The sequence below is a fragment of the Bradyrhizobium sp. Rc2d genome, assembly GCF_900099855.1.
Classification (GTDB): Bacteria; Pseudomonadota; Alphaproteobacteria; order Rhizobiales; family Xanthobacteraceae; genus Bradyrhizobium.
On sequence record NZ_FNCU01000043.1, the window covers coordinates 39,570 to 58,661 of the forward strand.

At 64.7% G+C, this 19,092-nt stretch carries 18 protein-coding genes; 7 read left to right on the plus strand and 11 right to left on the minus strand.

Going from position 1 to position 19,092, the window contains the following annotated elements; genetic code table 11:
• The first annotated feature begins 143 nt into the window (after positions 1 to 143).
• From BLV07_RS35095 to BLV07_RS35110, 4 genes are read left to right on the plus strand one after another with little or no spacing between them, the layout of a single operon-like run.
• Positions 144 to 797: a tetratricopeptide repeat protein gene (locus BLV07_RS35095; RefSeq protein WP_091895000.1), complete on the plus strand. Its 654-nt coding sequence runs from the start codon at positions 144 to 146 to the stop codon at positions 795 to 797.
• A gap of 31 nt (positions 798 to 828) precedes the next feature.
• On the plus strand, positions 829 to 1,377 hold the full coding sequence (locus tag BLV07_RS35100) for a hypothetical protein (protein ID WP_091895002.1): 549 nt from the start codon (positions 829 to 831) through the stop codon (positions 1,375 to 1,377).
• A 50-nt stretch (positions 1,378 to 1,427) separates the two neighbouring features.
• Positions 1,428 to 2,810 carry a ribosome biogenesis GTPase Der gene (gene der, locus BLV07_RS35105; RefSeq protein WP_091895004.1) on the plus strand — a complete coding sequence of 461 codons (1,383 nt, stop codon included), beginning with the start codon at positions 1,428 to 1,430 and terminating at the stop codon, positions 2,808 to 2,810.
• A complete protein-coding gene (locus tag BLV07_RS35110) occupies positions 2,807 to 4,063 on the plus strand; it encodes a TCR/Tet family MFS transporter (protein WP_091895006.1) in 1,257 nt (418 codons plus the stop codon). The genes der and BLV07_RS35110 overlap by 4 nt, the downstream gene beginning before the upstream one ends.
• 104 nt (positions 4,064 to 4,167) lie before the next feature.
• On the opposite strand, the gene BLV07_RS35115 is transcribed toward BLV07_RS35110, so the two are convergent.
• The 7 genes from BLV07_RS35115 to BLV07_RS35145 form a co-directional block, all read right to left on the minus strand.
• Positions 4,168 to 5,394 (minus strand): ABC transporter substrate-binding protein, encoded by a 1,227-nt coding sequence (locus BLV07_RS35115; protein WP_091895008.1) that lies wholly within the window; start codon positions 5,392 to 5,394, stop codon positions 4,168 to 4,170.
• Between the two features lie 287 nt (positions 5,395 to 5,681).
• A complete protein-coding gene (locus tag BLV07_RS35120; RefSeq protein ID WP_091895010.1) occupies positions 5,682 to 6,422 on the minus strand; it encodes an SDR family NAD(P)-dependent oxidoreductase in 741 nt (246 codons plus the stop codon).
• Between the two features lie 185 nt (positions 6,423 to 6,607).
• Positions 6,608 to 8,131, minus strand: a complete 1,524-nt coding sequence (gene purF, locus BLV07_RS35125) for an amidophosphoribosyltransferase (protein WP_091895062.1) — start codon at positions 8,129 to 8,131, stop codon at positions 6,608 to 6,610.
• A gap of 27 nt (positions 8,132 to 8,158) precedes the next feature.
• The gene (locus BLV07_RS35130; RefSeq protein ID WP_091895012.1) at positions 8,159 to 8,788 is read right to left on the minus strand and encodes a CvpA family protein; all 630 of its coding nucleotides are present in this window, start codon (positions 8,786 to 8,788) and stop codon (positions 8,159 to 8,161) included.
• A 167-nt stretch (positions 8,789 to 8,955) separates the two neighbouring features.
• Positions 8,956 to 10,401, minus strand: a complete 1,446-nt coding sequence (gene radA / locus BLV07_RS35135) for a DNA repair protein RadA (RefSeq protein WP_091895014.1) — start codon at positions 10,399 to 10,401, stop codon at positions 8,956 to 8,958.
• Positions 10,402 to 10,514: 113 nt separating this feature from the next.
• On the minus strand, positions 10,515 to 11,180 hold the full coding sequence (locus tag BLV07_RS35140; RefSeq protein WP_143035581.1) for an HAD family hydrolase: 666 nt from the start codon (positions 11,178 to 11,180) through the stop codon (positions 10,515 to 10,517).
• A 112-nt stretch (positions 11,181 to 11,292) separates the two neighbouring features.
• Positions 11,293 to 12,018, minus strand: coding sequence for a sulfite exporter TauE/SafE family protein (locus BLV07_RS35145; RefSeq protein WP_091895018.1), 726 nt, complete (start codon positions 12,016 to 12,018; stop codon positions 11,293 to 11,295).
• 352 nt (positions 12,019 to 12,370) lie between these two features.
• On the opposite strand from BLV07_RS35145, the gene BLV07_RS35150 reads away from it, so the two are divergent.
• Complete coding sequence (locus BLV07_RS35150; RefSeq protein ID WP_091895020.1) at positions 12,371 to 12,739, plus strand: GFA family protein; 369 nt, start codon at positions 12,371 to 12,373, stop codon at positions 12,737 to 12,739.
• Between the two features lie 123 nt (positions 12,740 to 12,862).
• Here the strand turns inward: BLV07_RS35150 and BLV07_RS35155 are convergent, their stop codons facing one another.
• Positions 12,863 to 13,633: an exodeoxyribonuclease III gene (locus BLV07_RS35155; protein WP_091895022.1), complete on the minus strand. Its 771-nt coding sequence runs from the start codon at positions 13,631 to 13,633 to the stop codon at positions 12,863 to 12,865.
• Between the two features lie 39 nt (positions 13,634 to 13,672).
• On the opposite strand from BLV07_RS35155, the gene BLV07_RS35160 reads away from it, so the two are divergent.
• The gene (locus BLV07_RS35160; protein ID WP_091895024.1) at positions 13,673 to 13,891 is read left to right on the plus strand and encodes a cysteine rich repeat-containing protein; all 219 of its coding nucleotides are present in this window, start codon (positions 13,673 to 13,675) and stop codon (positions 13,889 to 13,891) included.
• Between the two features lie 82 nt (positions 13,892 to 13,973).
• On the opposite strand, the gene alr is transcribed toward BLV07_RS35160, so the two are convergent.
• Both alr and BLV07_RS35170 read right to left on the minus strand, forming a co-directional pair.
• Positions 13,974 to 15,254 carry an alanine racemase gene (gene alr / locus BLV07_RS35165; RefSeq protein ID WP_091895026.1) on the minus strand — a complete coding sequence of 427 codons (1,281 nt, stop codon included), beginning with the start codon at positions 15,252 to 15,254 and terminating at the stop codon, positions 13,974 to 13,976.
• A gap of 48 nt (positions 15,255 to 15,302) precedes the next feature.
• The gene (locus tag BLV07_RS35170) at positions 15,303 to 16,808 is read right to left on the minus strand and encodes a replicative DNA helicase (protein ID WP_091895028.1); all 1,506 of its coding nucleotides are present in this window, start codon (positions 16,806 to 16,808) and stop codon (positions 15,303 to 15,305) included.
• A 539-nt stretch (positions 16,809 to 17,347) separates the two neighbouring features.
• On the opposite strand from BLV07_RS35170, the gene BLV07_RS35175 reads away from it, so the two are divergent.
• Entirely contained in the window at positions 17,348 to 17,554 is a 207-nt protein-coding gene (locus BLV07_RS35175; RefSeq protein ID WP_091895030.1) for a transcriptional regulator, read from the plus strand.
• Between the two features lie 95 nt (positions 17,555 to 17,649).
• Here BLV07_RS35175 and BLV07_RS35180 read toward each other — a convergent pair whose 3' ends face one another.
• A complete protein-coding gene (locus BLV07_RS35180) occupies positions 17,650 to 18,900 on the minus strand; it encodes a cyclopropane fatty acid synthase (RefSeq protein ID WP_176945959.1) in 1,251 nt (416 codons plus the stop codon).
• Positions 18,901 to 19,092 lie beyond the last annotated feature (192 nt).

Genomic DNA, 19,092 nt, shown 5'->3' on the forward strand with positions numbered 1-19,092 from the left:
GTCCCGGGTGGTTAACGCCTTGATCGGGCTGGCTTTGCCTTGCCACCGCCATATCGTTAGGGTACCTCGCCGCCACGAGGGGACGGGATTCCTGACGCGAACGCTTTGGCGCGCGTACCCGGACGGGCATGGGATTAGCATAAGTGTCTGAATTATTTGACGAAGTCGACGAGGAAGTACGTCGCGAACAGCTCAAGAAGCTGTGGGACAAGTATTCGATTTACTTCATCGCCCTGATGGTGCTGATCGTGGCCGCCGTCGGCGGCTGGCGCGGCTACCAATATCTCGAGTCCAAGAAGGCCGCCGAGGCCGGCGCGGCCTTCGAGAAGGCCGCCGAGCTGTCCGAGCAGGACAAGCACGCGGACGCCGAGAAGGCCTTCACCGAGCTCGCCGCCAAGGCCCCGTCCGGCTATCGCACCCTGGCGCGGTTGCGCGCTGCGGGCGAGGCCGCCAGCCGCGATCCCAAGGCCGCCGCGAAGATGTACGACGACATTGCCGCCGATCGCAGCGTGGGTGGCGAATGGCAGGATCTGGCCAAGATCCGGGCCGCCGGCTTGCTGCTCGACAGCGCCAGCTACGCCGACATGCAGCAGCGGCTGGAAGCCTCCGCCGCGCCGAAATCGACCTTCCGCCACAGCGCCCGCGAGATGCTGGCGTTGTCGGCCTGGCGCAACAACGACATGACTGCGGCCCGCAAATGGCTCGACGCGATTGCCGAAGACGGCGAAACGCCGCCCAGCCTGCGCTCGCGCGCCGAGGCGCTCCAGGCTCTGCTGCCGCCCGTCGCCAAAAGCTGACGACGGCCCTCTGACGCAAACGAGACACAAGATGCGCCGCACGCCACGTTTGATCGCAGCCACCGTCCTGATCGCCTTCACGGGCCTGTTGGGCGGCTGCTCCAGCGGCGGATTCGATCCGAGCGACATGCTCGACTTTCTCGACACCAAGAAGAAGCTGCCGGGTGACCGCAAGCCGGTATTCCCCGAGGGCGTGCCGGGCCTCGAGCAGGGCGTGCCGAAGGAGATGTACAAGGGCGCGCAGCAGCAGCCGGACCCGAACGCGCCTGCCGTCGCGGCTCTGCCTGCAGAGCCACCGCCCGAGCCGGCCAAGCCTGCGAAGGGGACCAAGGCGACGAAGTCCCGACAGCCAGCCGCCACGGCGGCCGCGCCCGCAGCCGGCGAGGTCGATGGCGAGGCCCAGCCGGAGGCTGCGCCACCCACGGCTGCTCCGCCGCCCAAGCACAAGATTGTCCGCAAGCGCACCACCGCGCCGCCGCCAGAACAGCCTGTCCAGCAGGCGCAACCGACCCAGACCACGCAGCAGCAATCGCAAGGCGCTTTCCCTGCGCCACTGCCAAGCGGCAGCTTCTCGCGCTGATATTCTCCATTGCATTGACAGGCGCAGCCCCGGCAGCGCACGAATGACCGATGTCCTTCACGATCGCCATCATCGGCCGGCCCAATGTCGGCAAATCGACGCTGTTCAACCGCCTGGTCGGACAGAAGCTCGCGCTCGTCGATGACCTGCCGGGCGTCACCCGCGACCGCCGCGAGGGTGAGGCCAAGCTCGGCGACCTCCAGTTCATCATCATCGACACCGCCGGCCTCGACGAGGGTGCCAAGGGCTCGCTGACCGCGCGTATGCAGGAGCAGACCGAGACCGCGATTGCGCAGGCCGACGCGCTGTTCTTCGTCATCGATGCCCGCATCGGCCTCACGCCCACCGATCGCGCCTTCGCCGATTTCGCCCGCAAGGCGAACAAGCCGGTGCTGCTGGTCGCCAACAAGAGCGAAGGCAAGCATGGCGATGCCGGTGCGATGGAGGCCTTTGCGCTCGGCCTCGGCGATCCCATCCAGATCTCGGCCGAGCATGGCGAGGGCATGGGCGAGCTTTACGATGCGCTCAGCCAACTGATGCCGGAGCCCGTCGACGAGGACGAGGCCGAGGACGACGCGCCGCTCTCGGAGGAAGAGGCGGCGACGCGCCCGATCCGAGTCGCCATCGTCGGCCGGCCCAATGCCGGCAAGTCGACGCTGATCAACCACCTGCTCGGCGAGGAGCGCCTGCTGACGAGCCCGGAAGCCGGCACCACGCGGGATTCCATCGCGGTCGAGATCAATTGGAAGGGCCGCGATTTCCGGGTGTTCGACACCGCAGGTCTGCGCCGGCGCTCCCGCATCGAGGAGAAGCTGGAAAAGCTCTCGGTCGCCGACGCGCTGCGTGCGGTGCGCTTTGCCGAAGTCGTCGTGCTGATGATGGACACGCAGAACCGCTTCGAGGAGCAGGATCTGCGCATCGCCGATCTGATCGAGCGTGAGGGCCGGGCTGTCGTGCTCGCCGTCAATAAATGGGACCTGATGGAGACCAAGGGCGGTGGCGCGATCTCGAGCCTGCGCCGCGATGCCGACCATTGGCTGCCACAGCTCAAGGGCGTGCCAATCGTCGCCGTCTCCGGCCTGATGGGCGAGGGCATCGACCGCCTGATGCAGGCGATCCAGGATGCCTACGCGATCTGGAACCGGCGCGTGCCGACGTCGGCGCTCAATCGCTGGTTCGAGCAGGCGATTCAGGCCAATCCCCCGCCCGCGGTGTCCGGCCGCAGGCTGAAGCTGAACTACATCACCCAGAACAAGGCGCGCCCGCCGAGCTTCGTGCTGTTCTGCTCGCGTGCCGATGCGGTGCCGCAGTCCTATCTGCGCTACCTCACCAATTCCATGCGCGAGACCTTCGAGCTGCCGGGCACGCCGGTGCGCATCACCTTGCGCGAGAAGTCCAATCCCTTCGCGCATAAGCGCAAGCGGCCGTCGTGAGCGACGGGGCCGGCGAGGCGATGGCGCAAGGCGCGGCGCCGGTCCGGCGCGGCGCGGTCGCCTTCATCTTCGTCACCATCCTGCTCGACATGCTCGCGCTCGGCGTGATCATGCCGATCCTCCCGAAGCTGATCGAGAGCTTCGTCGACAACGACACCGCGCACGCGGCCCGTATCTTCGGCCTGTTCGGCACCGCCTGGGCGCTGATGCAGTTCGTGTTCTCGCCGCTGCTCGGCGCGCTGTCGGATCGTTTCGGACGCCGGCCGGTGGTGCTGCTGTCGAATTTTGGGCTCGCGGCCGACTACGTGCTGATGGCGCTGGCGCCGTCGCTGGTGTGGCTGTTCATCGGCCGCGTGATCTCCGGCATCACCTCGGCAAGCATCTCGACCGCCTTCGCCTATATCTCGGATGTCACGCCGCCGGAACGGCGTGCGGCGATCTTCGGCAGGATTGGTGCGGCCTTCGGTGCCGGCTTCATCCTGGGCCCGGCGCTCGGCGGCCTGCTCGGCGACATCGATCCGCGCCTGCCGTTCTGGGCCTCGGCCGCCCTAAGCTTGGCCAATGCGCTCTATGGGCTCTTCGTCCTGCCGGAATCGCTTTCGCCCGATAAGCGCGCGCCGTTCCGCTGGCGAAGTGCCAATCCGATCGGCGCGCTGCGCCTGCTGCGGTCCAATGCGGTGCTGGCCGCCTTGTCGGTCGTCAATTTCATCGCGCAGGTCGCGCATGTCGTGCTGCCATCGACCTTCGTGCTTTATGCGACCTATCGCTACGGCTGGGATTCCAAGACCGTGGGCCTGACCCTCGCCATGGTCGGCATCTGCGCCATGGTGGTGCAAGGGCTCGCCATCGGCCCGATCGTGCGCGCGCTCGGCGAGCGGAACGCGCTGCTGCTGGGCTTGTGCTGTGGCGCGATCGGCTTCGTGGTCTTGGGCGCTGCGCCGACCGGTCCGCTATCCTGGCTCGGCATTCCCATTTTGTCGCTATGGGGCATTTCTGGTGCCGCCTCGCAATCGCTGATGACGCGGCTGGTCGCACCCGATCAGCAGGGCCAGTTGCAGGGCGCGACCGCAAGCGTGCAGAGCGTGTCGCAGCTCGTCGGCCCGTTCCTGTTCACGCTGACGTTTTCCTATTTCATCGGCGCCAGCGCGCCGCTGCATCTGCCCGGCGCGCCGTTCCTGCTTGCGGCGGTGCTGATGGTGGTGTGCGTGGCGATCGCGATGCGGTCGCTGGCGGCGGCGAAGATGGTCTCGTAGTCTCGTAGGGTGGGCAAAGCGGAGCGTGCCCACCGCATCTCGATGTTGCGGAGAGATGGTGGGCACGGCGCTTAGGCGCCTTTGCCCACCCTACGGGATCTCGCTTACTTCTTCACCAGCGGGCAATCGCTGTCCTTGAGCGGCTTGGCCGCGTCTTCCGGTGCGATGGTGGCGACCAGCTTGTAATAGTCCCACGGTCCCTTCGACTCTTCCGGCTTCTTCACCTCGAACAGATAGGCCGGGATGAGGCGGCGGCCATCGGCGCGCAGCGGGCCCTTGCCGAACAGCGGGTCGTCGGTCGGCAGCTCCTTCATCTTGGCGACGACCTTGGCGCCGTCATGCGGATTGCCGCCGAGCGCGTCCATCGCCTTCAGGTAATGCAGGATCTCGGCATAGAGGCCCGCGACCGTCATCGAGGGCATCGATCCCTTCGGCGAGACCTTCTGGAAGCGCTTCGACCATTCGCGCGTCTTGTCGTTGAGATCCCAATAGAAGGACTCGGTGAAGGTCAGACCCTGCGCGGTCTTCAGGCCAAGCGAGTGCACGTCGTTGATGAACAGCAGCAGCGCCGCGAGCTTCTGACCGCCGGAGACGATGCCGAATTCGGCGGCCTGCTTGATCGCGTTCGTGGTGTCGCCGCCCGCATTGGCGAGGCCAATGATCTTGGCCTTGGAGGACTGCGCCTGCAGCAGGAACGAGGAGAAGTCGGCCGTGTTGAGCGGGTGCTTGACGCCGCCGAGCACCTTGCCGCCGGTGGCCGTGACGACGGCGCTGGTGTCGCGCTCCAGCGCGTGGCCGAAAGCGTAGTCCGCGGTCAGGAAGAACCAGCTGTCGCCGCCCGCCTTGGTCAGCGCCTTGCCGGTGCCGTTGGCGAGCATGTAGGTGTCGTAGGTGAAGGAGACGGTGTTGGGCGTGCAGGCCTTGCCGGTGAGGTCGGCGGTGGCCGCGCCCGAATTGAGCAGCACCGAGTTCTTTTCCTTGACGAGGTTGCTCACTGCGAGCGCCACGCCCGAACTCGGAGTATCTGCGATGGCATCGACCTTGTCGGCGTCGATCCATTGCCGGGCAATGTTGACGCCGATGTCGGGCTTGTTCTGGTGGTCACCGGAGAGGACCTCGATGGTCCAGCCCTTGGCCTTCAACCCGGAATCCTCGACCGCCATCTTCACCGCGGCGACCGAGTTCGGACCGCCGATGTCGGCATAGAGGCTCGACATGTCGTTGAGCACGCCGATCTTGACGGTCTTGTCCTGCGCGTAGGCGGATGTGGCAAAACCGAAAGCGGCACAGGCCAGAAGGGCCGCGGAGCGGCGTGCGAATGTCGTGGTCATGAAAGGTTTCCTCCATTGTCAAATATGCGGACGGCCCTCTTGCGGAGCCTCGTTTCCGGCTGATGGCTCTAGCCTGTCCCACGGCCGGCGGCAATGCGCCTAAAGCCGGATGACGCTGTGTCGTAGCGTCATCGATCGGTTAACTTTTGGGCAAAATGCGTTGAGACGCTATTTGAGCGCGTCCGATGTCAGCTTGAATTTCTGGATGCGCTTTCGATCTTGTCGATCCGAGCCGCGAACTTGCCGTTTTGCGTGAACGTCAAGATTGCGTTGTCGGTCCGAGTCAATCAAGCCGGCGCGCGGAAGCTCATCAGGCTGCGCGTCTTGTAATCGTAGAACTTGCCGGTCTCGGTCCATTCGGGCGCGCACATCGGCACGATGAATTCGGCGACCTGCTCGGGCGTGTCGAGCGTCGCTGGATCCTCGCCCGGCATCAGGGTGGCGCGCATCCGGGTGCGGATCGGGCCGGGATTGAACAGATTGACGCGCAGCTTCGTGTTCGCGGTCTCTTGCGCCCAGGCGCGGGCCAGCGTTTCCAGCGCGGCCTTGGACGCCGCGTAGGGGCTGACATAGGCGGTGGCCTTGTTGGCAGCACCCGAGGTGATGAACACGGCGCGGCCGGCATCGGACTGCTTCAACAGTGGCTCCATGCAGCGGATCAGCTGGAAGTTCGCGGAGACATTCAGGGCCATCACGTCGTTGAAGGCCTTCAGCTCGATATGGCCGATCGGCGAGGAGGGCCCGAGCACGCCGGCATTGCCGATGAGGATGTCGACCTTGCCATAGCGCTCGTGCAGGCCGGCGCCCAGCCGCGCGATGCCGTCGGAATCGGTGAGGTTGAGCGGCACCAGGGTGGCGCTGCCGCCGCCTTTCCGGATCTCGTCGTCGAGCTCTTCCAGCCCGCCCTGCGTGCGCGCCACCGCAACGATGTGCGCGCCGGCCTTGGCCAGGGCCTTGGCCGTGGCGAAGCCGATGCCGCGCGAGGCGCCGGTGACGAGAGCGATGCGGTTGGCGAGGGGTTTTGTCATTAAAGCAGCTCTATCCAGCGTCGTGCCGGCCTAGTGCGCAATTGCGCACGGGAGCCGGGACCCATACGCCGTGACGGCGATGATTGGATGAAGATGGCCACGGCCATCCTCTTCGAACAACGCAGATCGGTGGTTATGGGTCCTGGCTCCCATGCGCAACTGCGCACCAGGCCAGGACGACAGGATCAACTCGCCTCGGCCAGCAGCGACAATTGCCGCGGCTGCGGCTCGGTCTGGGTCTGGTCGGTGAGGTGGGTCGGATAGGCCCCGGTGAAGCAGTGGTCCGAGAATTTCGGATTGGCGGGGTCGCGGCCGGGCTCGCCCATAGCGCGGTACATGCCGTCGATCGACAGGAAGGCGAGCGAGTCGGCGCCGATGATCTCGCGCATCTCCTCCAGCGAATGCGTCGCGGCGAGCAGGCCGCCGCGGTCGGGCAGGTCGATGCCGTAATAATCGGGATAGAGGATCGGGGGCGAGGCGAGACGGAAGTGCACTTCGGTTGCGCCGGCATCGCGCATCATGCGCACGATCTTCTTCGAGGTGGTGCCGCGCACGAGGGAGTCGTCGATCAGTATGATGCGCTTGCCTTCGATCGCGGCGCGGTTGGCCGAGTGCTTCATACGCACGCCGGATTCGCGGATCGCCTGCGTCGGCTGGATGAAGGTGCGGCCGACATAGTGGTTGCGGATGATGCCGAGTTCGAACGGCACGCCGGAGAACTGGCTGTAGCCGACCGCGGCGGGCACGCCGGAGTCCGGCACCGGCACCACGACGTCGACCGGCACGTGACTCTCTCGCGCGAGCTGTGCGCCGAAATTCTTGCGCACCTCGTAGACCGAGCGGCCGTGGACGATGGAATCCGGACGGGAGAAGTAGATGTATTCGAAGATGCAGGGGCGGGGCGCCATCGGCGGGAACGGCTTGTGGATGTCCTGGCCGTTCTCGTCGAACACGATGACTTCGCCCGGCTCGATGTCGCGCACGAAGCGCGCGCCGATGATGTCGAGCGCGCAGGTCTCCGAGGTCAGGATCGGGCAGCCGTCGAGCTCGCCGAGCACGAGCGGACGGATGCCGCGCGGATCGCGCGCGCCGACCAGCTTCTTGTTGGTCAGCGAGACCAGCGCATAGGCGCCTTCGATCTCGCGCAGCGCGTCGACATAGCGCTCGATGAAGCGGCTGCGCTTGGAGCGCGCGACCAGATGCAGGATCACCTCGGTGTCGGTGGTCGACTGCATCATCGCACCGCTCTTCACCAACTCGCGGCGCAGCGTCAGGCCGTTGGTGAGGTTGCCGTTATGCGCGACCGCGAGGCCACCGGCATTCAGCTCGGCGAACAGTGGCTGTACGTTGCGCAGGATGGTGGCGCCGGTGGTGGAGTAGCGGACATGGCCGACCGCCATGTTGCCGGGCAGGCGGTCGATGACCTCGTGGCGGGAGAAGGTGTCGCCGACGAGGCCGAGGCGGCGTTCTGAGTGAAAGCGGTTGCCGTCGTAGGAGACGATGCCGGCGGCTTCCTGGCCGCGGTGCTGAAGGGCGTGGAGACCGAGCGCGGTGATGGCGGCGGCATCTGGGTGGCCGTAGATGCCGAAGACGCCGCATTCCTCGCGGAGCGTATCTCCCTCCAGGTCGTCCTGGACCTCCAGAGCGGCCGGGCCCAAACCGGCCGTTGGATCGAGATCAAGCTGGGCGTCCTGGTCAGGGTGTCGCATCTCGTCCGCGCCTTTCTCTAGGGCCAATCAACGCGCTGCAGGTTTCTCGATCAGCTTTTTCAGGCTGTCACGAGCGGGTTTACTGTATCCGTCGCCACTGCCCGAAGGCTGCTGCTCGGATTCAGCTTGATCATCATCTGGTTTGTTTTTCTTGAATCTCTTCAAGATGGTGTTCTCGGGGTCGTCGGGCAAGAGGGCCATCAGCCAATCGCCGGTTCCCTGGAGCACCACGCGGGACTTGGCCCCGGTGACCCAGTCCGGACGCTGCTTGTCCGGAACCAGCCAGGTGAAGAACAGGAAGGCGACCACGACGATCAAAAGCCCGCGAGCAAGGCCAAACAGGAAGCCGAGGGTGCGGTCCAGCGCGCCGATGCGCGAATCCAGGATCATGTCGGAGATCCGCACCGTGATCACGGAGACCACGATCAGGGTGCCCACGAACACGCCGGCGACCACGACCACGCTCGCGACCGTGTCGTTGTTGAAATAGGCCTTGGCGGTCGGCAGCAGCTTCGAGAAGGAATACAGCGTCACGATCGCGGCCGCGCCCCAGGCTGCGATCGACAGGATTTCGCGCATGAAGCCGCGGACCATCGCGAGCAAGCCCGAGATCAGCATCACACCGAGCAGGATCAGGTCGAGGAGTGTAACTGGCATCGGCTGGTCTGGTCCGCTCGTACTCTCAAAGGTGCTCAGCGAATCGGTGTTTGGCCGCTGCCCTAAAAGAGGGGCAGACGGCGTTCCCGGCAAGGCCGCAACCACGCAATCCCGTGCTGCTTTTGTGACGGCTGTATAGCGGCGGGGGCCTCCGACGTCACCTCCGGCTAACCATCTCCGCGGCGGAATCTTGCTGGTGTGGCATTTTTCTCTGCCGGCCCGTTCGATTCGCCCCGGCGCGAGCCGCGGGCGGCGATTTCGGCGACCAGTGTTGTCAGGCTGTTGACCGCGTTCAGCGACAGTCCGGCGTCTCCGCCGGTCTCGCCGCGGGTCGATTCGGGCAGCACGGCGCGCTGGAAACCGAGTTTTGCCGCTTCCTTCAGCCGGGCCGGGGTCTGCGCCACCGGGCGGACCACGCCGGACAGCGAGATCTCGCCGAAATAGACGGCATCGGTCGGTAACTGCGCATTAACCAGGGATGATACCAGCGCCGCCGCAGCGGCGAGATCCGCCGCCGGCTCGTTGATGCGCAGGCCGCCCGCGACGTTGAGATAGACGTCGTGCCCGGACAGCTTGACCCCGCAATGGGCTTCCAGCACCGCCAGCACCATCGAGAGCCGGCTCGGGTCCCAGCCGACCACGGCCCGGCGCGGGGTGCCGAGCGAGGTCGGCGCCACCAGCGCCTGCAATTCGACCAGGACGGGCCTTGTGCCCTCGATCCCTGCGAAGACGGCGGTGCCGGGCGTGCCGAGATCGCGCTCGGACAGGAACAGCTCGGACGGGTTGGTGACCTCGCGCAGGCCGAGGCCCGTCATCTCGAACACGCCGATCTCGTCGGTCGGCCCGAACCGGTTCTTCACGGCGCGCAGGATGCGGAATTGCTGCGAGCCTTCGCCCTCGAACGACATCACGGCATCGACCATGTGCTCGACTACGCGGGGGCCGGCGATCTGGCCGTCCTTGGTGACATGGCCGACCAGGATGATGGCGGCGCCGGTCTTCTTGGCAAAGCGGATCAGCGCCTGCGCCGAGGCGCGGACCTGGGTCACGGTGCCGGGCGCGGATTCCACCGTATCGGTCCACATCGTCTGGATCGAGTCGATCACGATCAGCCGGGGGACCGCGCCCTCCGACAGCGTCGAGACGATGTCCTCGACCGAGGTCTCGGCGGCGAGTTGTACCGGCGCATCCGACAGGCCGAGCCGCTCGGCGCGCAGGCGCACCTGCGCGACCGCCTCTTCGCCGGAGATGTAGACGACGCGGTGACCGCCGCGCGCCAGCAGGCTGGTGGCCTGCGTCAGCAGCGTCGATTTGCCGATGCCGGGATCGCCGCCGACCAGGAGCACCGAGCCGCGGACGAAACCGCCGCCGGTGACGCGGTCGAGCTCGGTCATCCCTGATGATAGGCGCGGCGCATCCGGGCTTTTCCCGGCGAGGCTCTCCAGCGCAAAGGTCCGTCCCTTGCGCTTGGAGCGGATCGACACCGGCACGCTGCCGCTGGTGTCCTCCTCGGCGAGCGTGTTCCACTCGCCGCACGATTCGCACTTGCCCTGCCAGCGGTTATAGGCCGCGCCGCAGTTCTGGCAGACGAAGGAGAGGGTGGATTTGGCCATTCGGAATCAGTCGCTACCAGATCGATTTCACCGCCCGTCCATAGCATGGAAAGCTGGCGATGACGCTGAAAAGAGCAGACATCGCGCGGTCGCGGTGAAATGCGAATATCGATCTAACGTCCGAAGAATTCGACTGCGAACCGCTCAACATCAAACCAAGAATCCGCCAAATGAACGGCTCCCGCGTTCTTCAGCTTGAGATGATGACCCGCGCGAATATGGCTGGCTGCACACAAGCCCACGGCGGTCATCCCCGCTGCCACGGCTGCCTCGATCCCACCAGCGCTATCCTCGATAACGAGACATTCCTTTGCGGGCACGCCCAGCCTGTCGGCAGCTAGCAGAAAGATGTCGGGATGAGGCTTTCCTCGCTGAACCATGTCGGCGCTAAAAACGCGATCGACGAATTCCGCTTCCAATGCCAACACGGAAAGACACAGTTGCAGCCGATCAATGGAGCTCGACGAGGCGATGCAGCGTGGAATGTGGGAGAAGCGTCTAATGAAGTTTGCTGCGCCTCTCACCTCCTTCAAATCCGTTCGGAATCTCTCCAGCGTAGTGCATTTCAATTTTTTGGAGAAGTCGGACGGCAAGGGCCTTCCAATGGCTGCTTCAATCTCGGCTACGGCTTCGCTCCAGCGTCGGCCGGAATAGCGCGCGAGTGCTTGGTCCAGCGTGGTTGAATGACCTAGGGCGGTTACAGTTTCTGCCAGAACGGCATTCGCGATTGCCTCGCTATCGGCAATCACACCATCGAAGTCGAATATCAGCGCGCCCATCGTTTCAATCTTCCCCGGGATCCCAGGGTCGTATAGCTGCTCCGAGATCAAAGTGCGTGTCGCAACCTGGAGATGTCAAACACTTTCCATTACACTGTGTATCATTTGCTGCTCACGATTGCGTCGCGTTCCATAGCATGGAGAGCCCGGCCGCGACCATGATCGCGTCCATCAGCAGGCGAAACATCTCCGGCTTCAGGTGCAGCACGAAGCGCTTTGCGATGAAAGCGCCCGACATCAGCGAGCCGCCCGCGATCAGGCCCTTGACGAAGACCTCGCCGGTTAGCGCGCCGAAGCGCTCGAACGTGACGGATTTCGCGAAATAGAGCCCGAGCGAGGAGGCCGCCTCGGTGGCGAGGAAGGCGCCCTTGCTCAGGCCATAGAACAGGAACAGCGGCACGCTGAGCGGGCCGGTCGAGACCACGATGCCGGTGAGGTAGCCGATGATTGCGCCGCCGATGGCGAGGTGCCAGAGATTGGCCTTGAGGTCGTGCCGCGCCAGCCAGTGCCGCACCGGCACCATCGCGATCAGGAAGATGCCGATGGTGAGATCGACGGCATGCGAGGGCAGCGCCAGCAGCGTCCGCGCGCCAAGTGCTGCGGCCGGGATGCCCGTCACCGAATAGGCTGCGCAAGCCCGCCAGTCGACCTCGCGCCACCACGCCAGGATGCGCGAAAAGTTCGCCATCACGGAGGCCACCGCCATGATCGGCACGGCTTCCTTCGGCCCATAGGCATAGACCAGCACCGGCATCAGCATGATCGACGAGCCCGTGCCGACGATGCCGGAAATGGTGCCGGCGATGAGGCCGACGCTGAGGACGAAGAGAAAGGCCAAGGGCGCGCTCCGGGAATCGCAGGAGTTTAGCCGGGGCGGGCAGGGAGCGCGATGCCGGCCGCGCTCCAGTATCTTCCCTGACAAAGCTTGGAACCCGTCGTTAATGCGAGCAAATTCGAGACGGGACATGTCAGCCACCGTACGGGAGATCTTCGATGGTGACATCCTGCCGGTGTTTTGCCCGACGAGTCAAATCGAATTTCGGATTTTACGTAAGTCATTGAGCGCACAGGGGTCGGCTACTGTGCATGGGGTTGTTTTTCAGGTTTTTGTTTTAGGCGTCCCGCTGCTGACAGTATGTTGGCAGCAGCGGCCGGCTACGACCATCTCCTGACAAAACGGAGAGTGGGTCATGCCGGTCGAGGCAAGCTGTCATTGCGGTGAGACGGTGTTCGAGGTGACGGAGGCGCCTTCGAGCGTAACGCGCTGCACCTGCACGCTATGCGCCAAGCGCGGCGCGCTGTGGGCCTATTACACGCCGGCACAGTTCCGCCTGCTGTCGCCGGCGGAGAACGTCACGACCTATCTCTGGGGCAGCCGCACCGTCAAACATCATTTCTGCGCGAGCTGCGGTTGCGGCACCTATTCGGAGTCGCCGGACTGGTCGACCGGCAAGCCCGATTTCGATAATCCCAAGGTCGCCGTGAATGCGCGCCTGTTCGACGATTTCGATCTGGAGGCCGTTCCGGTGAACGTGATCGACGGCAGGAATTTGTGGTGAGCGCACGGTTTCGTAGGGTGGGCAAAGCGTTAGCGTGCCCACCATTTCGACCTCGGTGAGGATAGAGATGGTGGGCACGGCGCTATGCGCCTTTGCCCACCCTACGGCTACGGCATCGTCGACCTATTTCAGCTCCACCCACGCCGGCGCGTGATCGCTGGCGCCATCCTCGCCGCGGATCGTCTTGTCGACGCCAGCTTTGACCAGCCGCGGGGCGAGGGCAGGGCTGAGCAGGAGATGATCGAGCCGCAGGCCCGCATCGCGCGGCCAGCGGTTTCGCTTGTAGTCCCAGAACGTGTAGATGCGCTGTTCGGGATGCAGTTCGCGGATCGCATCGCACCAGCCTTGGTCGACCAGCGAGGCAAATGCCGCGCGGCTCTTCGGCTGGATCAGCGCATCCTTGTCCCATGACCGGGTCGGATAGATGTCGATCTCCGTGGGCGCGACGTTGTAGTCGCCGGCGAGCACCACCGGCAAATCCTGCTTGATGAAGCTCTTGGCGTGGCGCTTGAGCCGCGCGAACCAGTCGAGCTTGTAGTCGAATTTCGGCCCGGGCTGCGGATTGCCGTTTGGCAGGTAGATGCTGGTGACGATGATGCCGCGCACGGCGGCCTCGATGTAGCGCGCCTCGTGATCATCGGCCTTCCCCGGCAAGCGATCGCGGGTGAGCACCGGCTCGGCGTTGCGAGCGAGGAGGGCGACGCCGCTCCAGGTCTTTTGTCCACGCCAGACTGCGCCATAGCCGGCTTTTTCGATGGCCGCTGCCGGAAATTCGCCATCACTTGCCTTCAACTCCTGAAGCGCGACGACATCGGGCTTCGCCACGCGCAGCCATGCCAAGAGATTGGGCAGGCGGCGATTGATGTTGTTGATGTTGAATGTCGCAATCTTCATGTAGGGCTAACGCTTCTGCCTTCCGATACCGGAGACACAATGTCCAAGTTGAGCTTTGTTGCCGTCGCACTCGTCATCGCGTTCTCCGGAGCCGTATCGGCACAATCGTCCGATCCGCGCGGCGCGTGCAAGGCGGACTATGACAAATTCTGCGCCGGCATCGCGCCGGGCGGCGGCATCGTCGCATGCCTCAACGGCAAGCGCGACCAGCTCACTGCGACCTGCAAGGCGGCGCTGGATAGCAGGAAGAAGAAATAAGTCTCGTGTCCCGGACAAGCCGTAGCGCGCAAGCGCACAGCTGAAGGCGCGCTGCGCTGCATCCGGGGCACGCGTGTATCCGCTAGGACGGCAGCGGCGGCGGGGCTGTCGGCTGCTCGATGGGTGGCGGTGACGGCGGTTGCTCGGCCGCCGCGGCAACCGGCTTTGCCAGCGGCTCCACGACGTTGCCGCCCTTGTAGATGCGAGCGTAGCGGTGGCCGAGGCTGGTCAGCACCTCATAGCCGATCGTGCCGAAATGATGCGCGAGCTCGTCGACCGTGATGCCGTCTCCGAGCAGCGTCACCATGTGGCCGCGCCGCGCGGCGTTCGGCGGCAGGTCGGTGATGTCGATCGCGATCAGGTCCATCGAGATGCGGCCCGCGACCGGGCAGCGTTTTCCGGCCACGATGACTTCGGCGCCGCGGGTGCCGTCATTGGAGCTGGCGGCGCGGAAATAGCCGTCGGCATAGCCGACCGCGATGATCGCGAGCTTGGTCGGCCGCCGTGCGGTCCAGGTGCCGCCATAGCCGACGCTCTCGCCGCGATCGATGGTGCGGATCTGCACGATGCGCGCCTTGAGGTCGACCACCTGCTGCATCGGATTGTCGGCCTCCGGCGTCGGGTTGACACCGTAGAGCGCAGCCCCCGGCCGCACCATGTCGAACTGGAAGGGGGCACCGAGGAAGATGCCGGAGGAGTTGGCGAGCGCGGCCGGCACGCCTGAGAACTCGCTGGCGATGCCGCGAAAGGCGGCGAGTTGTCTTGCATTGACCGGACTGTTGAGCTGCTCGCCCGAGACCAGATGGCTCATCACCAGCGTGATGCCGTGATCGCCGGCATTGATGCGGGGGATGATGGCCTGCGCTTCAGCAAGCGTCAGGCCCAGCCGGTTCATGCCGGTGTCGATGTGAACGGCGGCGCCTCCGGTCCAGCCGCTGCGGCGGCAGAACACGTCCCATTCGGCGAGCTCGTTGAGATCGCCGATCACCGGCCGGCAGTTGATCTTCGCATAGTGCTCGCCGGTGTTCTGGAAATAGCCGCCAAGCACGTAGATCGTGGGCTCCGGCACAGCCGCGCGCACCTTGCGCGCTTCCTCGATGGTGGCAACGAAGAAGGTCTTGCAGCCGGCCCTGCTCAGCGCACGCGCGACTTCGGGGGCGCCGCAGCCATAGGCGTCGGCCTTGATCACCGCCGCGCATTCGGCCGGCACCGCCGTCTTCTCGAGCTTGCGCCAGTTGGCGATGATGGCGTCGAGATCGACGGTGAGCACGCCGCCATAGGCTGCGAGCGCGGCAGCCTGATTGGCCTCCGCGGAGAGAAGGCCGGATTGCGGGATCATTTTCGGGTCGGACGCCATTGTCATGACGCCGTTTTACGCAAGAGGCCCGAGTGGTTCAACCCGGGGAACACTCTAGTAGTCGCTGCGATCCGGCAACTGGCCGTCATGGGCGAGGTCGCCGAAGCGGGTGACCGAGGCATCGAAGTGTAGCTCGACCGTGCCGGTCGGGCCATGGCGCTGCTTGCCGATGATGACTTCGGCCCGGCCGACCGTGCGTTCCATGTCGGCCTGCCATTTGGCATGCTCCTCGGTGCCGGGGCGAGGCTCTTTCATGGCGAGGTAATATTCCTCGCGGAACACGAACAGCACGACGTCGGCGTCCTGCTCGATCGAGCCGGATTCGCGCAGATCCGAGAGCTGCGGCCGTTTGTCATCACGCGATTCCACCTGACGCGACAGCTGCGACAGCGCGATCACGGGGACGTTGAGCTCCTTCGCCAGCGCCTTCAGGCTGGTCGTGATCTCCGTGATTTCCTGCACGCGGCTGTCGCTGGCGCGCTTGCCTGAGCCGGACAACAGCTGGATGTAGTCGATCACCAGGAGGTCGAGGCCCTTCTGGCGCTTGAGCCGCCGGGCGCGCGCCATCAGCTGCGCGATCGACAGGCCGCCGGTGGCGTCGACATAGAACGGCAGCGATTGCAGCTCGATCGAGACCTGGCGGATCTTTTCGAAATCGGCTTCCGAGATGCCGCCGCGGCGGATGTGGGAGGAGGGGATGCCGGTGCGCTCGGCCACGATACGAGTGGCGAGCTGGTCGGCCGACATTTCGCAGGAGAAGAAGCCGATCACGCCGCCATTGGCGGCCTTCATGGTGCCGTCGGCCTGGAGTTCCGGAACATAGGCTTGTGCGACGTTGTAGGCGATGTTGGTCGCAAGCGAGGTCTTGCCCATGCCGGGACGACCCGCCACGATGATGAGGTCGGAGTGCTGCAAGCCGCCCATCTTGGTGTCGAGGTCGCGCAGGCCCGTCGAGATGCCCGACAGCTTTCCGTCGCGCTGGAATGCTTTCGCCGCAAGATCGACGGCGACCGTCAGCGCCTGCGAGAATTTCTGGAAGCCGCCGTCATAACGGCCGGACTCGGCGAGTTCGTAGAGGCGGCGCTCGGCGTCCTCGATCTGCGCCCGCGGCTGGAAATCGACCGGTGCGTCATAGGCGACATTCACCATGTCCTCGCCGATGCCGATCAGGTCGCGCCGCAACGACAGGTCATAGATGGTGCGGCCGTAATCCTGGGCATTGATGATGGTAGTCGCTTCGGCCGCGAGCCGCGCCAGATATTGCCCGATGGTCATGCCGCCGACGTCGGTATCGGCGGGGAGGAACGTCTTCAACGTGACGGGCGTCGCGATCTTGCCCATCCGGATCAGGCTGCCGGCGGTCTCGAAAATGGTCTGGTGCAGCGGCTCGAAGAAATGCTTCGCCTCCAGAAAGTCGGAGACGCGGTAAAAGGCGTCGTTGTTGACCAGGATCGCGCCCAGGAGGCTCTGCTCCGCCTCGATATTATGCGGCGCGCTCCGATAGGCGGGAGTTCCGGCGTCGGGCGCGAGTTTGAGAACGTTCGAATCAGTCAGGGCCATGGTCGGACGTGCTTAGCAATTTTCTTGGGCGGATGCGGGGCGCGATAAAGCGCCGCCTCGGCCCAAAGCGGAAGCAAAAGCTGACCGCTATCAACCGCTCAGTGAAAATGGTGGATGATTGGCAGCCGCAGCACGCCGCGTGCTTGACGGATTTTCGCGGAACCGGGAGCGGCCGCAACCGCGCCACGGAAAAATGCTCAAGTCGTGAACCTTATGGATTGGCGCATAGACCCATCGAAGAACGCGCGAATTGACGCACGCTGGGAGCCCTTCGGCTCGGCTTCAGACCAGCAGGAGGTAGACCAGCGCAACCAAGGCCGCCCCGACGCCGGTGACGATCAGGGCGTAATCGGTGCGGAGGTCGTCCTGCACGTCGAACGAGGTTTGGGTCTCTTTGCTCATGGCGACGATCTAAGTCAGCTCCGACCAGACTTATGTGAAACAGATCACATCTTCCCGGATTCTTTCGGGGTAGAGCCGGAACAGGCCGGCGGGCAGGGGGTTGTCCCCGACGCGCCAGCGGGAAGACGAGGCAAGCAATGCGGCCAGAACGGCAGCAGCAGATGTGGCGGAGCGAAGCAGGCAGCCGGCTCTGGCTCGCGGGACTGATCGCGGCCATGGAACACGCCGCGCGGCCTGAAGTGCGGCGTCAGCCGGTCGCACCCGAACTTCTCGTCGAATTGCGGGCGCAACTGGCGTTAAACGCCTCTTTCCGGATATCTCAGATTTCGACCCTGCGTCACTAGAGCATGATCCGGAAAAGTGTGCAGCGGTTTTCCGAAAAGATCATGCTCAAACAATAAGCTAAAGCGCGATGACGATTCTTATCGCGCTTTAGAGCTTATTCACCTGCCAGCTTCAGCCTGGGCTTGGCGCCGCCCTCGAGGGACCGTAGCCGGGTTTCTTCGCGCGTGACGTAGTCGCGCGTGATCGGCACCACGCCCTGGCGACGGGTGAGCTGGATCTGGAAGTTCATCATCGCCTGCTTGCGGAAGGTCATTTCGCAGGCCGCTAGGTAGAACTCCCACATCAAGGCGAAGCGCTCGTCGTAGAGCTGCACGGCCTCCTCGCGCCGCGCCATGAAGCGCTCCCGCCAGGCTTTCAGCGTCTCGGCGTAATGCAGGCGCAGGATCTCGATGTCGCAGACCAGCAGGCCCGCCCGCTCGATCGCCGGCAGCACCTCGGACAGAGCTGGGATGTAGCCGCCGGGGAAGATGTATTTGGCGATCCAGGGATTGGTCGAGTCCGGCCCCTGCGAACGGCCGATCGAGTGCAGCAGCATGACGCCGTCCTCGCTCAAGAGCTCGGCGCAGCGCTGGAAGTAGGTGTCGTAGAAGCGGGCGCCGACATGCTCGAACATGCCGACCGAGACGATGCGGTCGAATGGGCCGTCGATGTCGCGGTAGTCCTGGAGCAGGAATTTGGCCGAGCCCGCCAGGCCCTTTTCGGCGGCGCGCGCATTGGCGATCTGCAATTGCTCGGTCGACAGGGTGATGCCAGTGACGTTGGCGCCCGCGATCTCGGCGAGATAGAGCCCGAGCCCGCCCCAGCCCGAGCCGATGTCGAGCACGCGCTGGCCGCCTCTGACGAGCAGCTTTGCGGCGATGTGCCGCTTTTTGGCGAGCTGCGCATCGTCGAGCGTCGTCTCCGGCGTCTCGAAATAGGCGCAGCTATATTGCTTGTCGGCATCGAGGAAGAGCGAATAGAGCCGGGCGTCGAGATCGTAGTGATGCGCCACATTGCTGCGGGCGCGCGAGCGCGGATTGAACTGCTTCAGGTGGCGCGTCAGATAGCGCAGGTGCCACCACGGTTTTGCCCACTGCGGCAATAGGTCGGGTTGATCGAGCAGGATCGCGAGGGCATCAGCTATGGTGCCGCGTTCGACCACGAACTCGCCGTCCATATAGGCCTCGCCAAGCCCGAGCTCGGGATTGATGAGGATCTTGCGCTCCGCGTCCGCGGTCATGAAGCGCACCGCGACCGGTTCGCCAGAGCCGTCGCCGACAGTGAACGTCGCCCCGCTTGCGCTGGTCAGCATCATCGACCCGCGGCGGATGAATTGAGACAGGAATCTACGCAACAAACGGTCCATCGACACCTTCCTCTCGAGCGGACCCGAAGAGATGCGACTAACCCGGCTCTACATTTGACGCTCAGGGCCCCGCTCGGGTTCCTATGCGTTTGCATCTAAATCTAGGGGAGCAGGTCCGGCTGCGCTATTGCGCTGTGTTCAAAGCCGATATTCGAAAAGCGCTTAATCACATCCTTGCGCGCGGACCTGCTT